This window comes from Acinetobacter lwoffii, from assembly GCF_024129855.1.
Lineage (GTDB): Bacteria > Pseudomonadota > Gammaproteobacteria > Pseudomonadales > Moraxellaceae > Acinetobacter > Acinetobacter lwoffii_L.
Map to the genome: position 1 here is coordinate 1 of NZ_JAMXXC010000033.1, position 20,948 is coordinate 20,948.

Here is a 20,948-nt window from a genome sequence, read left to right on the forward strand (position 1 = left end):
TTGTGCGGTAGATTTTGTGTGTAGGCTTCTTCATTTGAAAATTATATCGCTGAAAAAGCCTTTACAGATAGGTTTGTGCAACAAAGCCGTTCTTATTAAATTTCAATTAGTGAATTTCTTTCATCTTAACCTTAGAAAATATCAGTATATCAAATCTTTACTATCTAATTAAATCGTTAAAATATAGGGTTTAGATTTAAACCCATATAACTATGTCAAACAAACTTGAACGTCAGAAATTGACTCTCCCAGCAGGTCATGACAAGCTTCTGCTTCACTCCTGCTGTGCACCATGCTCGGGTGAAGTGATGGAAACCCTAATTGAATCAGGCATCGACTTTTCGATCTTTTTTTATAATCCCAATATTCACCCTGTCAAGGAATATGAAATCCGTAAGGAAGAAAATATTCGCTTTGCAGAAAAACATAATATTCCTTTTATTGACTGTGATTACGATACAGACAATTGGTTTGCACGTGCCAAAGGCATGGAAAATGAGCCAGAGAAAGGTATTCGCTGTACCATGTGTTTTGATATGCGCTTTGAACGGACTGCCCTTTATGCAGCTGAAAATGGCTTCAGCCTAATTAGTAGCTCATTGGGTATTTCTCGTTGGAAAGATATGAAGCAGATCAATGATTGTGGGCATCGTTCTGCTTCACATTATGAAGGTATCACCTATTGGGACTACAACTGGCGTAAAAATGGTGGTGCTGTTCGTATGCTTGAAATCAGCAAGAAGGAAGAATTCTACCAACAAGAATATTGTGGCTGTGTATACTCCTTACGTGATACCAACCGTTGGCGTATGAGCCAAGGTCGTGATCGCATCAAATTGGGCGTGAAATTTTATTCGAATGCCATGGATGATGAAAGCTAAGCTTCAGTCGCCAGATACCAATTTTTCCAGGAACTGGTTCCACGTACTTCAATGGGTACAGTTGGAATCAGTTTTTCTTTTAGAACGTCAGTCTGTCCCACGGCTTTGGCAAGTCGGGCTTTCACAGAATGAATGCATTCACGATCTCCAAACTCACAGCGATCCAATGTCGTACCACCACAAGGACCATTCGCCAATCCTTTGGGACAAGTTTCAGGGCAAATATATAAAGTATCTCCTAACCTACATTGACCACAACTTTCACAACCCACGACCCCTTGCTTAGAGATAAATTCAGTTTTTAACAATGCTTTTTCTGCAGGAGTATTTTCCCAGAGTGAGGCTTTAAAAATAAAATGCCCCACACCTTTGGCAATTTTGGACTCAAATAGAGCCTTGTGCATGAAATGCAATTGCTGATATTTAATAAGCTGGCTAGAGGATGGTTGGCGGGAATAATAAGCTAATTCTGGCACGAGTTCATTTTTAGTCTCCACTTGCCACAGTGCATTCCAGAGTGCTTCGAGTTCCTGTAAACCATAATGTCGATATTGTTCAATATATTTTTCTAAAAGCTTTTGCTCTTCAGGCTTATGGCATGCTGAAAGATGCACACCTGCAAAGCCCAAATACTTACACATCAATATTTGTATAGCACAACGTTTATAAGCATTCTCAGTTCGTCCATCCTGTTTTTCCTGAGCCAACACTCGTAACATGTGTGGTGTAATCACAATTCCTGCGACCTTATGTTTCACTATAAAATTGGCACGTGCCAAACTAAGTGGCATAACACAAGCAAGTATATTTTGCGGGTATTGATGACGATTTAAAAAAGCCTTGGCTTGTTTTAAAGCCTCCATATCGTAACCCAACTGGGTAACGATAAAGTCTGCTTCTGCTTTAATCTTTTTGTGAAGTTTTAAATATTGTGCATCACGTTCAGCTTCAGCATATTTAAAGGGATTAAAAGCTACACCAATATGAAATCCACCATAACACTTTGCGGCCATGACCGCATTTACAGACTCTAAATATCGGGTGCGATTCGTTCCATCTTGACCATTGGTATGCCCTTTTAACTTATCACCTGTAAGAAGCAGTAAATTTTTCTGTCCCGAAGCTTGAGTTGATTTTAAGAAGATCTCAAAATCAGTAATATCCCGACCTTTCCCTGAATAATGGATGATTTTTTCCACTGATGAAGGAAATGTCTTCGCACATTCAAGTGGTGCCAAATCACTATCGGCATGTACTCGATCTGCCAAAGTGATCGCACATGGAAATTCTGCTAAAGACATTGGTACAGCAATGCCCTTAGCAGAACTTAAATATTCCAACAAAATACAAAACTGATTGTGCTTAAAATGGGAAGCAAGCTGTGACATAAAATAAAGTTCAAATAAAAATGATTGAAGCAGGTCGCTATTATATTCGACCTAACAGAATCAGCCCGATTAATCTTAATCAGGCTGATATAGAAAATTTTAGTCAACAATTATGCAATGAATCTATTCACTACATTCAATCAGGCAACTTTCTCATGAGATTCTTGCTCTAATGTGAAATGAAATGCCTATTTTTCAAGAATATTTTGATACGGCTTAATGAAGTTCTCTTCTGTCCATTTACCTTACTTAAGATTTAATTGAACACGTTCAACACCGTCATAAACTTTACGAGTTAAGAGAAATCATCATTGTGAACAGACTATTTCTCTAAGTTGATTCATCACAACATGTAATTTATAGCCATAGAACCGGCCCATTGAGCTTTTACTACGAGATGCAATTTTAGATAATGATTTATGGCGGTGAATAGGTTTGTGCAACAAAGCTTATTCTAATTAAAACTTGGATTTCATAACCATTAATTTACAGTACAACTATCAATAAAATCGCCCCACCATTGCATCATTTCCATACGCTGATTAAAATATTCTGCATGATTATAACTTGCACGGGTTTTATTTTTATCAGTATGAGATAGCTGTGCTTCAATCCAATTTGATTGAAATAAACCGGATTCATTTAATATGGTACTAAATGTCGATCGTAACCCATGAGAAGTTAATTCATTTTTAGTATATTCCATTTTTCTGATAATCAAGTTCAGGGTATTAAAATGAATAGGTTTATTATTATTTCGGGGGCTAGAAAACACATATTTTTCGCCATGAGACCAAACGAGTGCTGATTTCACAACTTCAAGTGCTTGATCAGATAGTGGAACAAAAAAATCAGGGATATCATGACCTAAAATAACCTTTCTTCTATATTGTTTAATATGTAAGGCTGGTATTTTCCATATTTTTTTATCTAGATCGAAGTGATGTGGTTCACAAAGCAATAATTCTCCACCACGGACGCCTGTATATAATTTAAATAACAGGGCTTTTTTAATAATAGGATCTGTATTAACCTGCTTTAATCTAGCTAAAAAGCTAGATAGTTCATCTGAGTTTAAATACGGATAATTTTTTTTAATCTTATTATTGATTAATATTTTATGAAGACCATGGGCAATATTATATTCGCAATACCCCATCGCTACCGCATAATCATAAATCTGATTTAAATAACTATAGGCTTTCTTTACAGGTTCTTTTACATTTCTAGATTCTATATTTTTAATAATCTTAACTAGATCATATCTTTTAACTTCAATAAATGGCATTAGTCCAATATTTGGATAAACATCCTGATCTAAACATTTTTTTGCGAGCTGAATTACACCGCATCGTGGTTCATCTTCAAAGGAATTTTTAATTTTAAATTCTAACCACTCTTCACAAATATCCTGAAAAGTTTTGATGTATTTTTTATGCAGTGGTTTATTTTCATAATTATTAAATTTATATTCATCCCGGACTGATCTGGCCTCTTTCAAGGACATTACAGGATATTCACCCAACTTCATGCGAGGACGTTTATTTGTCCCTGCAAGTGAATAGCGGTAACTCCAAGATTTACGTCCGTTTGGTTCTACCTTCAAACTTAAGCCGTCATCATCTGCCAGAAAATAGATTTTTTCCTTTGGTTTAGCTTGACGTACCTTAATTTCAGTAAGACTCATGAATTTTTAACCTAACCACAAATGGCACTGCTCAATTCAATTATAGCAAATTTAAGCGATATTCATATGATGCGTATCATACGCATCACATATTTTTATAAGTAATTGTTAAATAAAATTTATATTTAGATTGGTTATTCCCTAGTAACCAATTAATTAACCATTGATTTTGCAAGTCTTAAATTGGCATTTGAAGTGCAACCCCATGTTATGACTATTCACATTTCTGCTCCATCATTCATGGTTACTTATTAGTTATGTTATTATGTCAGGAGCGATACAAGAATTAGGGTAACCTTATTATGGAAATAGCGAATACGAAATTACTAGCTGGCGCTTTGATAGCCCTAACTTTAACTATAGTTAGCCCTGTCGTACTTGCAAATGATAACAATGATATACGAAAGACTATTGTAGTTAAGTTTGCTAAAAAAGCTCACCCTGCAAATTATTACGGAAGGATAGATGGATACAAGTATGATTCCTACAAATTTTATGCTAAAAAAGGGCAAAAGTTAAAAGTGAAGTTGACTGGAGGAAATGTTGAAGCTTACTTATGGGGTAATCAATTAAAAGACTCCATCAATCTTGGAGAATATTCTCCAGAGCTTGATGATAAGGGTATTTATATTTTACCTGCTTCAGGTGAGTATGAAATTAGAGTATTACAACCTAGATCACAGGCAAGAAAAGATAAAAAACCTCAATACTGGATGAGTATTAACATTAAATAAAAGACCTCTTGCGAAAGTATCGTTTTACCTAATTTTTGAATTGGCTAAAACCTTATTAAATGTAGCTTTATGCTATTTAAATTTTGACTAACGCAAGAAGTCTAAAGACTTGCTAGATTCTTTTAAGCTTTTATACAAGGGTTCAAAAACTATTGCCAGTTAAGCGGGGCGTGATTTTTACGCAGATGTGTTTATGTTAGTAAAATGATATAGATTACTTGTTTAATACCCCGAGGAATAATTTAATCTTGCTGTGCGTTTGTCACTTTTCTTTCAAAAGTTGATTATATCTTTCAACGTAACCGTCGTGATATTCAAGCCCTTTTGATAGGAATTTGTAGTGAAAGAATAGGCGAAACTTATCTTAAATAATGGTAATTCCTTATCTTTAAAATAGAGAACGCCCGATGAAATTCATTAGGCGTTTACTTTAAATAAGTGTCAGCTTATTTTATAACCAGATGTACTTGTCAATCATGATTCTTTTTCTCAATTGCCTTAAAAAAACAATCTTGCTATTTTTGACTTTTCACACCATTTTGTTCAATTTGTACTGCGGCTTGCCAGCTAGGTAGTTGGCTTAAACCTGCTACGTAACGTTGGATATGGGGATAATTTTCACCTTGTCCCATATGATAAACTAAAGCATGTAGTCCAAAGCCCATCATGAAGTCAGCACCGGTTAAACGGTCTGCCACTAGAAATTCTTTATCTTTTAAATATTCATTTAAATGGCCAAATACTTTATCGAACTCAACTTGAGTATAATTTTCTAGAAATACCAACTTCGTGCCCTGCTTGGTTTCTATCGTATTAAACGTTTTTAACAAAAATGGCAGCATGGCAGAGCTTTCTGAGAAATGAATCCACTGTAGATAATCGACATAGGTAGATTCATCCATATCTGGTGCTAAATGCGGCGCAAGTTTCTGAATTAATAACTCAACGATTGCGCCTGACTCTGCAATAACTTTGCCATCCCATTCCAATACTGGAGATTTCCCTAAAGGGTGAATGGTTTTTAAAGAGTCAGGGGCCAAATGCGTGCTTGAGTCACGATAATAGCGTTTCAGCTCATAGGGCTGCTTGATTTCTTCAAGTAACCACAAAATACGAAAAGAACGTGATTGATCTAAATGATGTAGTGTGATCATGATAATTCCTATTTTTTTAAATTTTTACAACCACTTTGCCAAAGTTTTCGCCTTTCAACATACCATTGAAAGCATTGATCGTGTTATCTAAACCTTGCACCATATGCTCTTTATATTTGATTTTTCCGTCTTTCAACCATTCAGACATTTGCTGATAGAATTCCGGATACTGACTGCCATAATCATCAAAAATAATAAAGCCTTGCATGCGAATACGCTTTTTTAAAAGGGTGGAAATAAAGCCCGGTAAACGGTCTGGCCCTTGTGCTTGCTCGGTAGCGTTATACTGGGAAACCACACCACACACCGGTACACGTGCCGCAGAGTTAAGCAATGGCCATACCGCATCAAACACTTTACCCCCGACATTCTCATAATAAATATCAATACCGTTGGGAGCTGCTTGTTGTAATTGTTCTGCAAAATTTTCATCATGATGATTGATACAAGCATCGAAGCCGAGTTCTTCTACTGCATAACGGCATTTTTCAGGCCCACCTGCGACGCCAACCACGCGACAACCTTTAAGTTTGCCAATTTGTCCAACCGTAGCACCAACAGGTCCCGTTGCAGCTGCAACGACTAATGTTTCACCGGCTTTAGGCTGACCAATGTCCAACAACCCCATATAAGCAGTAAATCCTGGCATTCCCAAAATACCCAATGCCCAAGATGGATGTTCAGGTTGCATACCTAAGCTTTGACAGGCAGACCCATTAGAAATTGCGTAGCCCTGCCAGCCATTTCCGGAAAGAACCCACTCGCCTTCTTTGAATTTTGGGTTTTTAGAGGCCACCACTTGACTGACTGTTCCACCGACCATCACTTCGCCAATTTCAACCGGTGCTGCATATGAAGGAGCATCGCTCATGCGACCACGCATATAAGGATCGAGTGACAAGTAAATGGTTTTTAACAATATCTCGCCTTGTTTAAGTTCATTGAGCTCAACTTGTTCAATACGAAAATCGCTGTGTTTTGGCTCACCCACTGGCCGTTTAGCTAAAACGATGCGTTGATTAATAACTGTTTTCACACATATAACTCCATGTTTTATTTAAAAGTATTTTTCTTCACAATCAAAAACTGTGATTAAAATTTCTTTACATCCATTGTAGATGAGTTATAATAAAAAACAATACGACTGGTCTATTTTTTACAATAGAGTAAATAATTAATATGAAGCCTACTCCTATTAAAAAGTCTGAAGCGAAGCGCTTACACATTCTTAACACCAGTTCAGACCTGATTTTGCATAAAGGTTTTACTGGCGTAGGATTACAGGAAATTTTACAGAGCTGTGAAATCCCTAAAGGCTCGTTTTATCATTATTTCCAATCTAAGGAAGCTTTCGGATGTGAATTGGTACAGCATTATGTAGACAATTACCAAGTCCGTTTAAATGATGTATGGCGTTGTGATAAATCCCCTTATCAAAAGCTGATTGAGTATTTTAATTTATGGATAGAAGATCCTGAAACACAGTGTGGTTGGGCGGATAGCTGTTTAATTGTGAAACTTGCCGCAGAAGTTGCCGATCTATCTGAAGATATGCGCTCGATTATGTCCGCTGGCGTTGATGATGTAATCCAACGTATTGCTGGTTTAATTGATTTGGGAAAACAGGATCAGTCTATCCAAGCAGATACCGAGGCCTCTACTTTGGCACAAGTACTTTACCAAATGTGGTTAGGTGCAGCATTACTGAGTAAGTTGCAAAAAGATAAAACACCATTACATCAAGCTCTGAGAGCAACTAAATTTCTATTAAAAAGTGAAGATTCATAAAAATTAAATATCAACTACATAATTAATAATTCATGATAGCAGTCCAATGATTACCTATTATTGTGTTGCTATTAGATCAATTTACAATCCATGAGTATAGCGCACAATGAATTCTCCTTCTAAAGGCCTCATGACTCGTATTTTAGTTGGTTATTTAGGCTTATATCCCACACTATTACTGGTACTCACTTTATTAAAGCCAATTACTGAGCATCAAAGTTTCCCGATGATGGTGTTGATTGAAGTCATAGTATTAGTGCCAGTAACGCAACTAATTTCTTTCCCACTGGCAGGTTGGCTCATTACACAGCTAAAAAATTTTAAGAATTTGTTTTAAGAAGAAGTTATGCTGGCAACAGCAATCCTAAGTTCTTATTTTGCCAACCACAAAGGTTGGCAAAATAACTCACTTAGTCGAGATTAATCTGCGTAAGCTGGATAATCAATATAGCCTTTTTCCGTCCCACCATACATAGTACTTGCATCTACTGCATTCAATGGCCAACCATTGGCGATGCGATCGGGTAAATCTGGATTCGCAATAAATGGGCGTCCAAATGCAATTAAATCGGCCAGCCCTGCCTCTAAAATTCGAGTCCCTCTTTCTGCCGTATATCGACCTGCATAAATAATCCGACCACTGAAAGTGTCTCTGACATCTTTACGAAAATCATGAGGAAGTTCTGGTGCATTATCCCAATCAGCTTCTGCAATAGATAAATAGGCAATCCCAACTTCTTCAAGTATCTTTATGGCCTCAATATAGGTCACATGTGGATCATCTTCAACTAACCCCATGTAAACACGATCTTCCTCTGTACTTTCAAATAGCGGGGCAAAACGCACTCCTAAGCGATCTGCACCAACCACCTCAGCAACTGCCTCTACTACTTCACGTAAAAAACGCAAACGATTGTTTAATGATCCACCATATTCATCTTCACGGTGGTTACTATGTGCAGAGATAAATTGATTTACCAAATAACCATTTGCACAATGAATTTCAACCCCATCAAAACCAGCAGCCAAGGCATTGCGTGCAGCTTGAGCATAGAGTTGCACTAATTCTTTAACTTCTGCATTGCTTAAAGCACGTGGCATTGAAGGATCAGCCAAGGCACCTGCATTGGGCCCGGTCTCAATAAAGACTTTAACATTACTATCAGCCTTAATAGCCGAAGGCGCGACCGGTGATGCATGATCGGGTTGCAAAGATGTATGTGAAACACGCCCAACATGCCAAAGTTGTGCAAAAATAATGCCTCCTTTAGCATGCACTGCTTCCGTCACTTTACGCCATCCAGCAATCTGTTCAGGGCTGTAAATACCGGGAGTCCAAGCATAGCCTTGACCACGTGGCTCGATTTGCGTACCTTCGGTGACCATAAATCCTGCCCCGGCACGCTGTTGATAATAGGTTGCCATCAGTTCATTTGGAATATTCCCTGGCTGAGTACTACGCGACCGCGTTAATGGTGGCAATACAATACGGTTTTGCAAAGCATAAGAGCCTAAGCTTAAATTTTGAAAAAGTTTACTGTCTTTCATTTCACTGTATCCAAGTCGTCATGACTTAATTGATCTAAATTAAATACCCATCCTTCCTGTATATAGAAAAATAAATAAAGGAAAGCTATTCACTCAGGCCCTTCACCATTAAGTGAGGATTATTTTGCTTATTGCGCCAGTTGCTCAGAGTCAGAAGTTTATTCACTGGTAAGCACCACAACAGACACTAGCTACTCTTTATTTCAACAATTGAAGTAATGCTGAGGCAGTTGCAGCAGAAGATGCTGGATTTTGTCCAGTAACCAGCAAGCCATCTACTTGAACATGTACTTGCCAATCATCCACTTTAGAATAATGACCACCGTTTTGTTTAAGCATGTCTTCGACTAAAAATGGTACAATTTCAGTCAAACCTACAGCGGCCTCTTCAGTATTGGTGAAACCAGTCACTAATTTACCGCTAACTAAAGGCGCTCCATTACTCGCTTTCACATGACGAAGAACACCCGGGGCATGACACACTGCTGCAACAGGTTTGCCAGACTGAATCGCCTGTTCAATCAGAGAAATTGAAATCGGATCTTCTGCTAAATCCCACAATGGGCCATGCCCGCCTGGATAAAACACTGCATCATAATCAGCTACAGAAATTTCGCTAAGTTTATGCGTCTGTGTTAATGCTTGCATTGCAGTTGGATCTGCTTCAAAACGATGAGTGGTTTCAGTTTGAGCATCGGCTAAATTACTTTTCGGATCTAGTGGTGGCTGCCCACCTTGAGGCGACGCCAGCGTAACTTCAGCACCAGAGTCAATAAAGGTGTAATACGGTGCAGCAAGTTCTTCTAGCCAGAAACCTGTTTTCTTACCAGTATTGCCAAGTTGATCATGTGAGGTTAAAACGAATAAAATTTTCATGTTATTTCTTCGATAATTTTCATGATTGAGGAGCATTGTTACAGGGTCAGAGCATGCCAGATACGCGCATTTAGCTTAGATGCTCATCTCGAGAATTTGGCGACTGATCTCTAATGAAACATTTTTATGTTCGCCTAGCTGTGTAAGATTATGTGATTTAAGTTGCGTAATGATGATCTCAATATCTGTCTCCCCCAGTCCATAATCGCTAAGACGAGTCGGCAATCCAAGTTGCTCAAAGAAGGCTCGAGTACGAGCAATAGCAGTATCAATACGTTGTTCTTCATCACCTTCGATAATCTGCCAGACACGAGCTGCATACTGTAGTAATTTTTCTCGCTTCTCTTGACGACGCACTTGTAGATTGGACGGCAACACAATGGCCAAGGTACGAGCATGATCAATACCATATAAAGCCGTGAGCTCATGTCCAATCAAATGGGTTGACCAATCTTGTGGTACACCAGCTCCAATTAGCCCATTCAGTGCCATGCTAGCAGCCCACATCAAATTCGCACGCGTGTCATAATCTGCTGAATCTTCCAAGATTTTCGGTCCAATCTCAATCAGAGTTTGCAATAGACCTTCGGCAAAACGATCTTGTACTTGTGCATTGACAGGGTAAGTTAAGTACTGTTCCATGACATGAACAAATGCATCGACCACGCCATTTGCTAATTGGCGCGTCGGCAAGCTAAAAGTTTTATTCGGATCCAGTACGGAAAATTGCGGAAAAACATAGGGGCTGCTAAATGACAATTTGGCTTGGGTCGATTTTCTGGTGACTACCCCACCGCTATTCATTTCTGAACCAGTTGCCGGAAGGGTGAGTACACTCGCAAAAGGCAAAGCTTGAGTAATTTTAGTACCATGGGTTTCTAAAATCTCCCATGTATCCCCTGTATAATTGACTGCTGCTGCAATAAATTTAGTACCATCAATTACCGATCCACCACCGACAGCCATCAAGAAATCAATCTTTTGTTCACGAATCAGCTCTACAGCTTTCATGAGGGTTTCATAACTCGGATTCGGCTCAATTCCGCCAAATTCATGAATTTCTCTTGCACCTAATGCTTCACGCACCTCAGCTAAAGTACCATTCTTACGTGCACTTTCACCACCAAACAACATTAATACTTTTGCTTCTGTAGGCACATAGTCATTGATTTTAGCTATTGTATCGCCACCAAAAATAATGCGGGTCGGATTATAAAAGTTAAAATTCAGCATATTTTTATCCTAGGATGATCAGCTAATTGATTTGAAAAACCACCGTTATTCATCAAATAAACTTTAAAAAATTGGACAACACTGCGGCTTTTGACTGCACCATGTGCTAACTATACATAAAAATAGACCAGTCGTCTATTTTTATAAAAAAATTATTTCATCTTGCGACTTGAGTGATGGTTAAACACATTCAGGCTTGTTCTATACCACTTTTATTATTGATGTATTTTCACGAGCGATTGTTGGATGGAAAGTATCAACATGTATGACTATTGACATGGTCGTGAACGCATTGGCTAAAACAGTGAATGGCTCATACAAAATAGCAATGATTGAATATTTTAAAAGCAGATTGGCAGGGTTTAGCAGATGTACAAATGCGACAGTAAATTAGATAGATTGGTTCAATATAAAGCATGTAAATAGTTGCATTCGTATATTTACCCTGCCCTGTTTTGGATATTGACCCATTTAAATGATGGGATTAAGCCAATAAATAAAGTAGCCCAACTTGAATAAAAAGCCTCTGACAAACCTCAAAGCGTTAAAGTGCTGCCTTTCATTCAAAATTTCAGGCAGCACCCTCATACATTTAAGCGTCGGTTTAAGCTGGTAGTTTACTCGCCAAAACATCTACTTTTTCAATAGACGGTGGCTCTGAAAATAGCTCTTCGGCCTGAGCCATCAACGCAGCTGCAACCTTGCCAGATAAATGCGCTTGGCGACCCGCCTCATCAGGAAATGCATCAAAAATACCAAATGTTGTAGGTCCAAGACGTAAGCCAAACCACGCAACTGTCGCAGGTTCTTCCATTACAATAGGTAAACCGGCTTTAAGGAAAGCTTCCACTTCGTCTTCTTTACCCGGTTTAGCTTCAAGACGGACATATAAAGCTGTTTTAAGCATGACTAAAACTCCACAATTGATTAAAATTCAAACTGATTCTGTCATTGCTAATGTATGCATGTCAGAAAGTTTTGTTGTATAAAAGTTAAAAAACATCCCATAGCTGAGCCAAAATTTAGGTTTTTATTTCGACATAATGCTATGAATTTATTCAAGTTAATATCAATAACATTTGAATCAAAAAATTAAGATATGAGATGATTAAATTCAATCTTAGTTATATAAGGATCAATTGACTCTACCTTAGATTTATAACCTGACCTCTTCATCTGGAAATTATATTGCTCAAGAAGCACTCAAGAACAACATTGTACATCCTCATATCTATGAAAGTTATTTAGCTAGGAATTTGCTGTGGAACTCTATATGTTTCTCTATAAAGCTCGCAATGAAGTAATAGCTATGGTCATACCCTTCTCTTAGGTTAAGTGTAAGAGGATATTCTTGTTCCAAACAAATATCACTAAGAAGCTTAGGCCTTAACTGTTCTTCAAGAAAATCATCAGCTGTTCCCTGATCGACTAAAATAGGTAAATGAACTTCAGCGTTTTTGATTAATTCAATCGCATCATAGCTTTTCCATAAAGTTTCGGTTTCACCTAGATAGTGTGTAAAAGCCTTTTTCCCCCAAGGTACTTGGCTAGGTGCAACAATTGGTGCAAAAGCAGAAATACTTTTATACAGCTCAGGATTTTTTAACCCAATTACTAATGCACCATGACCACCCATGCTATGACCCATAATACTTTGGACTTGATTGGTCGGAAAATTTAGGTCAATCAGATTTCTGAGCTCTTCCACAATATAATCATACATTTTGAAATGCTGCGACCAGGGTGCTTGTGTTGCATTCACATAGAATCCTGCGCCTTGGCCTAAATCATAATCTGCATGATCTGGTACATCCTCTCCACGTGGGCTGGTATCTGTTGCAACAATAATGACTTTATGTTCAGCCGCATACTTTTGTGCTCCGGCTTTAGTAATAAAGTTCTGTTCGTTGCAAGTCAGCCCTGATAACCAATATAAAACTGGCAACCGCTCATCTTTGTCATGAGGTGGCAGATATATTGAGAATTTCATTGAACAGTTTAATGCTGTTGACTGATGGCGATACACTTCTTGCGATCCACCAAAAGAAGCATGTTTCTCAATTATTTCCATAATCAATTACCTATGTTGAGCAAGACTTCATGAGAAATCGAGTAAACAAAGAGTCTGACATTCTCCACAGAGAATAGTGATTAAGATTTAAAATGTAGGCAGGTTTGTTGAACCTATACACGATGCCTACACAGATAGATCGGCTTTACAGATAATGTGCCGTTTTAGAGGATTCCATGAATGTCATTCATGATTCACATGCATGGAAAACTATAAGGTCTGACGGAATTATTCGTAATGAATTACAGTACGAATTGACTTACCTTCATGCATTAGATCAAAGGCTTCATTGATCTGATCCAAGCCCATCGTATGTGTCACAAATGGTTCTAATTGAATTTTACCTTTCATGGCATCTTCAACCATTCCTGGAAGTTGCGTACGACCTTTTACGCCACCAAAGGCAGAACCTAGCCATTTACGACCAGTAACCAGTTGGAATGGACGGGTAGAGATTTCCTGACCTGCGCCAGCTACACCAATAATTACGGATTGTCCCCAGCCACGGTGTGCACTTTCAAGAGCTGCACGCATCACATTCACGTTACCAATACATTCAAATGAATGATCTACACCCCAGCCAGTCATTTCGACAATGACTTGCTGGATTGGTTTATCGTAATCTTTAGGGTTCAAGAAGTCCGTTGCACCAAACTCTTTTGCCAGCGCAAATTTATCTGGATTCATGTCAACCACAATAATACGTCCTGCTTTAGCTTGACGTGCGGCTTGTACGACTGCCAAACCAATACCACCTAAACCAAAGACCGCAACACTATCACCTTCTTGTACTTTAGCCGTGTTGTGTACTGCACCGATACCCGTTGTGACACCACAACCCAGTAAGCAGACATGTTCGTGATTGGCTTCAGGATTGATTTTAGCCAATGATACTTCTGCCACTACAGTGTATTCACTGAACGTTGAGCAGCCCATATAGTGGTAAATCGGTTGACCATTGTAGGAAAAACGAGTGGTACCATCTGGCATTACGCCTCTACCTTGAGTTTCGCGAACAGAAATACACAAGTTCGATTTTCCAGATTTACAGAATACGCACTCGCCACATTCAGCAGTGTAAAGTGGAATAACATGATCACCTGGTTTGACGCTAGTCACGCCTTCACCAACCTCAACTACAACACCAGCACCTTCATGCCCGAGAATAGCGGGAAAAACACCTTCAGGATCATCGCCAGATAAAGTAAATGCGTCTGTATGACACACACCGGTATGGGAGATCTTAATTAATACTTCACCTTTCTTCGGTGGTGCAACATCAACTTCAACAATTTGAAGAGGTTGACCAGGACCAAACGCAACGGCAGCACGTGACTTCATGGAATAATTCCTTATACAGATCTACTTTAAATATGATTTTAGAATCTTGGCGATTTCAGCCAATTCTTCTTTTCGTTGTTGTTCTGTGGTTTCACCTGATACTAATGTGTCCTTTAAATGAACCTCCAACATTTCATTCATTAAACCATTAATAGCACCACGCACAGAGCATATTTGTTGCAGAATTGCACCACATTCCACATTATCTTCTAACGCTTTTTCAATCGCTTGCGTCTGACCTTTGATCTTTCTGACGCGTAGAAGAATCTTTTTTTTGTCGTCAACCTGATTAGGCATCAGACCTCCTTATTTGCTAGCATTTATACTATAGTACCCCATAGTATAAAAAAAGCAATATTTTTTATAAATCGAAAATTAAAAAGATCTTTAGCGAAAATTTTCTATCCCTGTTTTTAGTTTTTTTAAATTAACATCATAGAGCTTATGCGAAAGTCACAAAAAAAATGGGACTTTTAGCTCCCATTTTTTATTTTGTCTCATGTTCTTTGTAATGCTGTGACCTTTTAGAATTATGTTTCAAATTTTAGCTACTTTGTAGATATTTTGAACGTTTCAAGCCTTGAAAATACTACCGACAGTTTAGATTAAACTGCCTTTACAGACTGTACTAGAATATTTTTAGTGAGCGGATGATATTTATTATTCATTATTTAGGAATTATTAAATCCTATAAATATCATTTATTGGATTAATTTACTTTGGTACTGTGCACATCATCCCCCAGTTAAAAATAAGGAACAATTATGAATAAGATGATGAATGCTCTTATCTTAGAAAATTTTGGTGATCATGAATTTACACGTGTAGAACTCCCTATACCTCACCCTGAGGCTGGGCAAGTTCTGGTACGTATTCATGCTAGTGGTGTAAACCCTATTGATTATAAAATTCGTCTTGGTGAAGCACCATATGCTATGCCAGAGCTTCCTGCCGTGTTGGGAACAGATATGGCTGGGGTTGTAACTGCTGTTGGTGAAGGTGTCACCGACTTCAACGTCGGGGATGAAGTTTACGGTCTGATTGGTGGCGTTCGTGGTCTTCAAGGATCTTTAGCAGAATATGTTGTCGTAGATGCTGATCTGATCGCATTAAAGCCACGGAATATCTCTATGCGCGAGGCAGCAGTACTACCATTGACGTTCCTCACCGCTTGGGAAGGTTTAGTGGATAACGCGAAGGTCCAACCAGGGCAAACTGTACTGGTTCAGGGTGGTGCTGGTGGCGTTGGTTATATGGTTGTTCAGCTTGCAAAATCACTTGATGCAAATGTTTGGGCGACTGGTCGTACAGCTGATCAATCACTGATTTCAGAACTCGGTGCAACACCTCTCGATTACACAACAGCATCTTCCGATGACATTATTGCTGCAAGCCCTGAGGGTCAAGGTTTTAACATTGTTTACGACACTGTGGGTGGTCCAGTACTCGAAGCTTCACTTTCCATGACAACTCACTATGGCCACATTACCAGCTGTGCTGCATTTGGTAATCATAATTTAGCGAGTTCATCTCTACGGTGTGCCACAGTGTCTGGCGTATTCGTCCTAATGCCGATGTTAACAGGCAATCGCCGTGCTCATCATGGTGATATCCTTAAGATCGCGACTCGTCTTGTTGAGGAAGGTAAACTGCGTCCTATTGTTGATCCTCGTCATTTTACTCTAGACCAAGCGATTGAGGCTCATGATGCTGTTCAAGATCGCTCTGCCAATATTAAGGTCGTGATTGATGTCATTTAACGCACTTCAGGCCAAGACTTGGCGCTTCAATAGTATTGGAGATACAGACGTTCTGACATTAGAAACACTTCCTGTTGCTTTACCAGCCGCAGGAGAAGTTCTAATCCAGATGAAAACGATCGGACTCAACCGGGCTGATGTAATGTTTCGGCGTGGTACTTATATTCAAAAGGCAGTATTTCCTTCTCGTCTGGGATATGAGGGAGCAGGCATAGTTCTTGCGATAGGTGAAGGTGTACGCCAATTTTCTCCAGGAGATGCAGTATCGATTCTTCCGACTGACAATCTAGCCAAATATGGGACATATGCGGACAAGCTCCTGATTCCAGAAACTTTTTTAGTTCACAAACCCGATAGTTTAAGCTGGGAAGAAGCTTCTTCAATCTGGATGCAGTATTTGACGGCTTGGGGTGGTGTAATCCATGCTGGTGGAGTTTCGAAAGGAAAAACGATCTTGATCACAGCAGCTTCAAGTAGCGTAGGACTAGCTGCGATACAGATAGCTGAAGCAGCGGGAGCTAAGGTCATTGCAAGTACACAGACGATAGAGAAAAAGCAACGTTTACTGGATCTCGGTGTTAAAAATGTTATAGCCACTGAAGATGAACCAGATTTGTATGAGGCGCTTGTATTACGTTTAGGTGGAGAACATCTTGATGTCGCCTTCGATGCTGTAGGAGGGCCTCATATTGAACAGATTGCAAAAGCGATGTCTGTAGGAGGAACGATGGTTATGCATGGTGCACTTAGCCCTGAGATCACACCATTTCCGCTTAAAGTTGCATTACGCAAGAGCTTAACCATGCGAGGTTTTTTGTTCCTTGAGGTTCTGCATGACCCTGTTCTAAGGGAGCAAGCCAGACGATTTATTCTTAGCAGTATAGGTGCAGGATATCTTCGTCCAGTGATCGACCGTTGCTTTAACTTTGAGGACATGCATGACGCTCAGCGCTATCTTGAATCAAATCAGCAAATAGGAAAAATTGTAGTTACTCTAGATACGTGATGGTCTTATCTGATTCAGGTTTCTATACGGCCCAGCACTTCCGCTAAGTAATCAAACAATGCTCGGATTCGCAAAGGTGTCGGGCCCCGCTGTGGACGATATAAATACAGGCGCCAAACGGGAGAGGTTTCCTCATGAAGTATCTGAATGAGCTTACCACTCCTAAGCCACGGCAAAACTAGAAATCCAGGCATGTGTCCGAATCCGACTCCAGCGAGAATAGCTTGAAATTCAGCTTCAAGATCATCTGTAATAAAACGGGGATTTGATGGCGTAAAGCTTCGACTTTCGGTGAATGTCCATGGCCAGTAACGCCCTGTTTTATGATCGACTAGTGCTGTTAGAGGGTATTTATCAAGATCAATAATTTTTTTAGGCATTCCAACCTTATCAATTAACTCTGGCGTACCCACAGAATAAAAGTTCACTTTAGCCAATTCCCTTGCCACATATCGATTGTCCGGCAAAAATCCAAATCTGATCCCGATATCTATCCGCTCATCGATCACATCCGAGTGTGAATCTGTTAGCACACAATCCACGACAATATCTGGATAACGTGTGGCAAATTCTGCTAGTGCGGGTACTACCAATTTGCGCCCTAACACAGACGACACAGTAAGACGGACAGTCCCACGCATTTCATCTCGTTTTTCCTTGGTGTCTTTTACAAACAAAGCATCGATCGATCCCACCGCAAAACGTGCTTGCTTTGCCAGACGCTCACCATCAGCGGTAATTTTAATTTGTCGAGTACTCCTGTAGAACAGAATCTCTCCGCGCTGCTCTTCTAGCTCTTTTATTGCCCGTGTCACTAGCTGCGGGGAAATACCCAGCTGAGTTGCTGCCTCTTTAAAATTTCGAGACTCTGCTGCGACACAAAAGATACGCATCATTTCCAATTTGTTCTGCATGTCCAATCCTGTGTTCTGGTAATTATTCCGTAAATAGGAATTCTGAAAGATAATATTATTCATTTATTATACCTAACAAGGCTGTAATACTTAATCCATCAAATATGATTGACAGATAGGTTGAAGGTTACTTGTATGAATAATATAGAAAATAAAGTTATTGTTATCACTGGTGCAAGTAGTGGTTTAGGTGAGGCTACTGCTCGCTTACTTGCTAAAAAAGGTGCAAAGGTTGTACTTGGTGCTAGACGTACTGAAAAATTACAGGCTATTGTTCACGACATTCGTGCTGAAGGTGGTCAAGCTGAATTTATTGGTATGGATATAACCAAACCACATGAAGTACAAGCACTTATTGAAAAGGCATTAAGCGCATTTGGTCAAATCGATGTATTGGTAAACAATGCTGGATTAATGTCTATTGCACCATTAAGTGAGCTAAAAGTTGATGAATGGGATCGTATGATCGACATTAATATTAAAGGTGTTCTTTATGGTATAGCAGCTACCCTACCTGTTTTCCAAAAACAAAACTTTGGACACTTTATTAATCTCGCATCTGTTGCAGGGATAAAAGTATTTAGTCCGGGAGGTACTGTTTATAGCGGTACTAAGTTTGCTGTAAGAGCCATCTCTGAAGGCCTTCGTCATGAGGTTGGGGGAACAATTAGAACGACTACTATTGAGCCTGGTGCAGTTGAGTCAGAACTAAAATTTGGTTCTTCTCATAAAGAAAGTTCAGAGTTTGTTACTGATTTCTACAGACAAGCCATACCAGCTGACTCAGTCGCTCGAGCAATTGCTTATGCAATTGAACAGCCTGCGGATGTAGATATTAATGAAATTGTTTTGCGCCCAACGAGCCAAGAGTTTTAATTATTGAATAACATAAAATGGGAGCACTTCGCTTCCATTTTTACTCTATTTTTTTTAAAGTTGTGGACAAATCTATGAAAGCCGTATCGTATGTTATAAATAATCATGATGATTTTAAAAATTCATTGGTAGATATTGAAAAAGCGAAGCCTACACTTAAGGAGCGTGATGTACTGGTAAAAGTTCAGGCAATCTCTGTGAATCCAGTTGATACCAAAGTGAGAAAAAATTCGTCTGAAGCAAATAATCGTATTTTAGGTTGGGATGCCGTTGGGGAAATTATCGAAGTTGGCCCAAAAGTTACCTCGTTTAAAGTAGGAGAGTCTGTTTGGTATGCTGGCGATTTAACCCGAGATGGTAGTAATGCTGAGTTTCAAGCAGTCGATGAACGAATTATCAGTCTTAAACCAATTACAGTATCTAATGCAGAAGCAGCAGCATTGCCATTAACTGCTATCACGGCATGGGAAATGCTGTTTGATCGGTTTCAAATTTCAGAAACAGATGTTGGCAGTATTCTGATTATTGGTGGTGCAGGCGGTGTAGGATCAATTGCTATCCAACTCCTAAAAGCAAAAACAAATCTGACCGTTATAGCAACAGCTTCACGTGAAGAAACGAAATCTTGGGTGGAATCACTTGGTGCCGACCATGTCATTGATCATAGCAAAGATTTAAATGCACAAATCGAGACACTAGGCATTGCAAAACCAAAATACGTATTCTCTACAAATCATACAGAAACATATATCCAGCAAATAGTTTCTCTGATTGCACCACAAGGCAAGCTTGGATTGATCGATGATCCACAAACATTTGATATTATGCCGTTTAAGACTAAATCTATTTCTATCCATTGGGAGTTAATGTTCACTCGTTCAATGTATGAAACCGATGATATTGAAAAGCAAGGTAATCTATTGCAACAGGTTGCCCAATTAGTTGACCAGCAAAAAATTAGAAGTACCCTCAACCAAAATCTAGGCAAAATTAACGCTGCAAACTTGGAGAAGGCGCATAAGTTGCTTGAATCAGGCAAGTCAAAAGGCAAAATTGTACTAGAAAACTTCTAAACAAATTAAAGGTGAAATAATGACTATTTCAATAATTGCGAACTTTAAGGCAAAGTCAGATCAAAAAGAGACGTTAGAAGCGCTTTTAAAAAGTGTAATAGAGCCTACACTTAACGAAGAAGGATGCTTGAAATATGAGCTTTATATTAGCGAAAATGACTCGAGTAGATATTTTTTCTTAGAAGAATGGCGTAGCAGGGAGGATTTAGATATCCATATAGCGTCTGATTATATTCAAAGTTTATTTGATAATATCCAATCGCTCATTGAATCAAGTGATATTGTAGAAATCAAAAAAATATAGCTGTATTCGGACGTTATGATGAAGTATTCTTCAAATTAACATAGGGACTTAGAAAGCTAACAAAAAATGGGAGCTCTAAACTCCTATTTTTTCTGATTTTTTAATAGTAACCTAGGATTCAACAAATTATGCCCCTAAGGGGAGCCACCCATACCCTGCATTTTGACAATAATGTCATCGTTTAGAGGCAGCAAATTTAGGCACTGTTGCAAATAGGCTGACGTGATAAGCTAAATATCTTATTTATTTCGAGATACAGCAGATGAATCCCTTCCACGGTCGGCACTTTCAAGGTGAAATCATTCTTTGGGCTG

The 20,948-nt window shown here is 39.0% G+C and carries 21 protein-coding genes and 3 pseudogenes; 10 read left to right on the forward strand and 14 right to left on the reverse strand.

The genetic code is table 11. The annotated features are described in order from the left end of the window. Positions 1 to 212 precede the first annotated feature (212 nt). A complete protein-coding gene (locus tag NI465_RS15070) occupies positions 213 to 881 on the forward strand; it encodes an epoxyqueuosine reductase QueH (protein WP_004647714.1) in 669 nt (222 codons plus the stop codon). Here NI465_RS15070 and NI465_RS15075 read toward each other — a convergent pair. The 4 genes and pseudogenes from NI465_RS15075 to NI465_RS15085 form a co-directional block, all read right to left on the reverse strand. Then, positions 878 to 2,269 carry a methylenetetrahydrofolate reductase C-terminal domain-containing protein gene (locus NI465_RS15075; RefSeq protein WP_253145863.1) on the reverse strand — a complete coding sequence of 464 codons (1,392 nt, stop codon included), beginning with the start codon at positions 2,267 to 2,269 and terminating at the stop codon, positions 878 to 880. The genes NI465_RS15070 and NI465_RS15075 overlap by 4 nt on opposite strands. A 188-nt stretch (positions 2,270 to 2,457) precedes the next feature. After that, positions 2,458 to 2,574 (reverse strand): annotated as a pseudogene (locus tag NI465_RS16770) (putative oxygenase MesX); the annotation flags it as partial. Positions 2,575 to 2,583: 9 nt separating this feature from the next. Then, positions 2,584 to 2,700 (reverse strand): annotated as a pseudogene (locus NI465_RS15080) (transposase); the annotation flags it as partial. A 50-nt stretch (positions 2,701 to 2,750) separates the two neighbouring features. Next, positions 2,751 to 3,956: a tyrosine-type recombinase/integrase gene (locus NI465_RS15085; protein WP_253145865.1), complete on the reverse strand. Its 1,206-nt coding sequence runs from the start codon at positions 3,954 to 3,956 to the stop codon at positions 2,751 to 2,753. Between the two features lie 302 nt (positions 3,957 to 4,258). Here NI465_RS15085 and NI465_RS15090 point away from each other — a divergent pair, with 302 nt between their 5' ends. Then, entirely contained in the window at positions 4,259 to 4,690 is a 432-nt protein-coding gene (locus NI465_RS15090) for a PPC domain-containing protein (protein ID WP_253102531.1), read from the forward strand. A gap of 515 nt (positions 4,691 to 5,205) precedes the next feature. Here NI465_RS15090 and NI465_RS15095 read toward each other — a convergent pair. Together NI465_RS15095 and curA are read right to left on the reverse strand one after the other, a co-directional pair. Beyond that, complete coding sequence (locus NI465_RS15095; RefSeq protein ID WP_004281825.1) at positions 5,206 to 5,844, reverse strand: glutathione S-transferase family protein; 639 nt, start codon at positions 5,842 to 5,844, stop codon at positions 5,206 to 5,208. 16 nt (positions 5,845 to 5,860) lie between these two features. After that, the gene (gene curA, locus NI465_RS15100; protein ID WP_004733175.1) at positions 5,861 to 6,880 is read right to left on the reverse strand and encodes an NADPH-dependent curcumin/dihydrocurcumin reductase; all 1,020 of its coding nucleotides are present in this window, start codon (positions 6,878 to 6,880) and stop codon (positions 5,861 to 5,863) included. A 143-nt stretch (positions 6,881 to 7,023) separates the two neighbouring features. Between curA and NI465_RS15105 the strand changes: the two genes are divergently transcribed. Both NI465_RS15105 and NI465_RS15110 read left to right on the forward strand, forming a co-directional pair. Further along, the gene (locus tag NI465_RS15105; protein ID WP_004733176.1) at positions 7,024 to 7,632 is read left to right on the forward strand and encodes a TetR/AcrR family transcriptional regulator; all 609 of its coding nucleotides are present in this window, start codon (positions 7,024 to 7,026) and stop codon (positions 7,630 to 7,632) included. Between the two features lie 106 nt (positions 7,633 to 7,738). Continuing rightward, on the forward strand, positions 7,739 to 7,969 hold the full coding sequence (locus NI465_RS15110) for a hypothetical protein (RefSeq protein WP_005400049.1): 231 nt from the start codon (positions 7,739 to 7,741) through the stop codon (positions 7,967 to 7,969). 83 nt (positions 7,970 to 8,052) lie between these two features. Here the strand turns inward: NI465_RS15110 and NI465_RS15115 are convergent, their stop codons facing one another. From NI465_RS15115 to NI465_RS15125, 3 genes are all read right to left on the reverse strand, one after another. Next, positions 8,053 to 9,180 (reverse strand): alkene reductase, encoded by a 1,128-nt coding sequence (locus tag NI465_RS15115; protein WP_253139207.1) that lies wholly within the window; start codon positions 9,178 to 9,180, stop codon positions 8,053 to 8,055. Positions 9,181 to 9,378: 198 nt separating this feature from the next. Then, positions 9,379 to 10,056: a type 1 glutamine amidotransferase domain-containing protein gene (locus NI465_RS15120; protein WP_253145868.1), complete on the reverse strand. Its 678-nt coding sequence runs from the start codon at positions 10,054 to 10,056 to the stop codon at positions 9,379 to 9,381. A gap of 75 nt (positions 10,057 to 10,131) precedes the next feature. After that, positions 10,132 to 11,289 carry an iron-containing alcohol dehydrogenase gene (locus NI465_RS15125; RefSeq protein ID WP_005400052.1) on the reverse strand — a complete coding sequence of 386 codons (1,158 nt, stop codon included), beginning with the start codon at positions 11,287 to 11,289 and terminating at the stop codon, positions 10,132 to 10,134. A gap of 184 nt (positions 11,290 to 11,473) precedes the next feature. Here NI465_RS15125 and NI465_RS15130 point away from each other — a divergent pair. Further along, positions 11,474 to 11,808: pseudogene (locus NI465_RS15130) on the forward strand (IS3 family transposase); the annotation flags it as partial. An 85-nt stretch (positions 11,809 to 11,893) separates the two neighbouring features. Here NI465_RS15130 and NI465_RS15135 read toward each other — a convergent pair. The 4 genes from NI465_RS15135 to NI465_RS15150 all read right to left on the reverse strand — a co-directional run bounded on the left by NI465_RS15135 (position 11,894) and on the right by NI465_RS15150 (position 14,998). Continuing rightward, positions 11,894 to 12,196, reverse strand: coding sequence for a putative quinol monooxygenase (locus NI465_RS15135; RefSeq protein WP_000920558.1), 303 nt, complete (start codon positions 12,194 to 12,196; stop codon positions 11,894 to 11,896). A 333-nt stretch (positions 12,197 to 12,529) separates the two neighbouring features. Continuing rightward, on the reverse strand, positions 12,530 to 13,360 hold the full coding sequence (gene fghA, locus NI465_RS15140) for an S-formylglutathione hydrolase (protein ID WP_005400053.1): 831 nt from the start codon (positions 13,358 to 13,360) through the stop codon (positions 12,530 to 12,532). A 228-nt stretch (positions 13,361 to 13,588) separates the two neighbouring features. Beyond that, entirely contained in the window at positions 13,589 to 14,701 is a 1,113-nt protein-coding gene (locus tag NI465_RS15145) for an S-(hydroxymethyl)glutathione dehydrogenase/class III alcohol dehydrogenase (RefSeq protein WP_000842149.1), read from the reverse strand. 21 nt (positions 14,702 to 14,722) lie between these two features. Next, positions 14,723 to 14,998: a metal/formaldehyde-sensitive transcriptional repressor gene (locus tag NI465_RS15150; protein ID WP_005105873.1), complete on the reverse strand. Its 276-nt coding sequence runs from the start codon at positions 14,996 to 14,998 to the stop codon at positions 14,723 to 14,725. Positions 14,999 to 15,465: 467 nt separating this feature from the next. On the opposite strand from NI465_RS15150, the gene NI465_RS15155 reads away from it, so the two are divergent. Further along, on the forward strand, positions 15,466 to 16,461 hold the full coding sequence (locus NI465_RS15155) for a zinc-dependent alcohol dehydrogenase family protein (RefSeq protein WP_005105871.1): 996 nt from the start codon (positions 15,466 to 15,468) through the stop codon (positions 16,459 to 16,461). Next, entirely contained in the window at positions 16,451 to 17,467 is a 1,017-nt protein-coding gene (locus NI465_RS15160) for a zinc-dependent alcohol dehydrogenase family protein (RefSeq protein WP_005105870.1), read from the forward strand. The genes NI465_RS15155 and NI465_RS15160 overlap by 11 nt, the downstream gene beginning before the upstream one ends. Before the next feature lie 14 nt (positions 17,468 to 17,481). Here NI465_RS15160 and NI465_RS15165 read toward each other — a convergent pair whose 3' ends face one another. Next, entirely contained in the window at positions 17,482 to 18,381 is a 900-nt protein-coding gene (locus tag NI465_RS15165) for a LysR family transcriptional regulator (RefSeq protein WP_025467887.1), read from the reverse strand. 135 nt (positions 18,382 to 18,516) lie between these two features. Between NI465_RS15165 and NI465_RS15170 the strand changes: the two genes are divergently transcribed. The 3 genes from NI465_RS15170 (at position 18,517) to NI465_RS15180 (ending at position 20,634) form a co-directional block, all read left to right on the forward strand. Beyond that, complete coding sequence (locus NI465_RS15170) at positions 18,517 to 19,257, forward strand: SDR family oxidoreductase (RefSeq protein ID WP_002050925.1); 741 nt, start codon at positions 18,517 to 18,519, stop codon at positions 19,255 to 19,257. Between the two features lie 74 nt (positions 19,258 to 19,331). Continuing rightward, the gene (locus tag NI465_RS15175; protein WP_171265324.1) at positions 19,332 to 20,330 is read left to right on the forward strand and encodes a zinc-binding alcohol dehydrogenase family protein; all 999 of its coding nucleotides are present in this window, start codon (positions 19,332 to 19,334) and stop codon (positions 20,328 to 20,330) included. Between the two features lie 19 nt (positions 20,331 to 20,349). After that, positions 20,350 to 20,634: a putative quinol monooxygenase gene (locus tag NI465_RS15180; protein ID WP_171265313.1), complete on the forward strand. Its 285-nt coding sequence runs from the start codon at positions 20,350 to 20,352 to the stop codon at positions 20,632 to 20,634. Positions 20,635 to 20,948: the final 314 nt, after the last annotated feature.

Bases quoted from the DNA above. Each gene is read 5' to 3' on its own strand.
- NI465_RS15070 (WP_004647714.1), top strand. From the start codon at position 213: ATGTCAAACAAACTTGAACGTCAGAAATTGACTCTCCCAGCAGGTCAT.
- NI465_RS15075 (WP_253145863.1), bottom strand. From the start codon at position 2,269: ATGTCACAGCTTGCTTCCCATTTTAAGCACAATCAGTTTTGTATTTTG.
- NI465_RS15085 (WP_253145865.1), bottom strand. From the start codon at position 3,956: ATGAGTCTTACTGAAATTAAGGTACGTCAAGCTAAACCAAAGGAAAAA.
- NI465_RS15090 (WP_253102531.1), top strand. From the start codon at position 4,259: ATGGAAATAGCGAATACGAAATTACTAGCTGGCGCTTTGATAGCCCTA.
- NI465_RS15095 (WP_004281825.1), bottom strand. From the start codon at position 5,844: ATGATCACACTACATCATTTAGATCAATCACGTTCTTTTCGTATTTTG.
- NI465_RS15105 (WP_004733176.1), top strand. From the start codon at position 7,024: ATGAAGCCTACTCCTATTAAAAAGTCTGAAGCGAAGCGCTTACACATT.
- NI465_RS15110 (WP_005400049.1), top strand. From the start codon at position 7,739: ATGAATTCTCCTTCTAAAGGCCTCATGACTCGTATTTTAGTTGGTTAT.
- NI465_RS15115 (WP_253139207.1), bottom strand. From the start codon at position 9,180: ATGAAAGACAGTAAACTTTTTCAAAATTTAAGCTTAGGCTCTTATGCT.
- NI465_RS15120 (WP_253145868.1), bottom strand. From the start codon at position 10,056: ATGAAAATTTTATTCGTTTTAACCTCACATGATCAACTTGGCAATACT.
- NI465_RS15125 (WP_005400052.1), bottom strand. From the start codon at position 11,289: ATGCTGAATTTTAACTTTTATAATCCGACCCGCATTATTTTTGGTGGC.
- NI465_RS15135 (WP_000920558.1), bottom strand. From the start codon at position 12,196: ATGCTTAAAACAGCTTTATATGTCCGTCTTGAAGCTAAACCGGGTAAA.
- fghA (WP_005400053.1), bottom strand. From the start codon at position 13,360: ATGGAAATAATTGAGAAACATGCTTCTTTTGGTGGATCGCAAGAAGTG.
- NI465_RS15145 (WP_000842149.1), bottom strand. From the start codon at position 14,701: ATGAAGTCACGTGCTGCCGTTGCGTTTGGTCCTGGTCAACCTCTTCAA.
- NI465_RS15150 (WP_005105873.1), bottom strand. From the start codon at position 14,998: ATGCCTAATCAGGTTGACGACAAAAAAAAGATTCTTCTACGCGTCAGA.
- NI465_RS15155 (WP_005105871.1), top strand. From the start codon at position 15,466: ATGAATAAGATGATGAATGCTCTTATCTTAGAAAATTTTGGTGATCAT.
- NI465_RS15160 (WP_005105870.1), top strand. From the start codon at position 16,451: ATGTCATTTAACGCACTTCAGGCCAAGACTTGGCGCTTCAATAGTATT.
- NI465_RS15165 (WP_025467887.1), bottom strand. From the start codon at position 18,381: ATGCAGAACAAATTGGAAATGATGCGTATCTTTTGTGTCGCAGCAGAG.
- NI465_RS15170 (WP_002050925.1), top strand. From the start codon at position 18,517: ATGAATAATATAGAAAATAAAGTTATTGTTATCACTGGTGCAAGTAGT.
- NI465_RS15175 (WP_171265324.1), top strand. From the start codon at position 19,332: ATGAAAGCCGTATCGTATGTTATAAATAATCATGATGATTTTAAAAAT.
- NI465_RS15180 (WP_171265313.1), top strand. From the start codon at position 20,350: ATGACTATTTCAATAATTGCGAACTTTAAGGCAAAGTCAGATCAAAAA.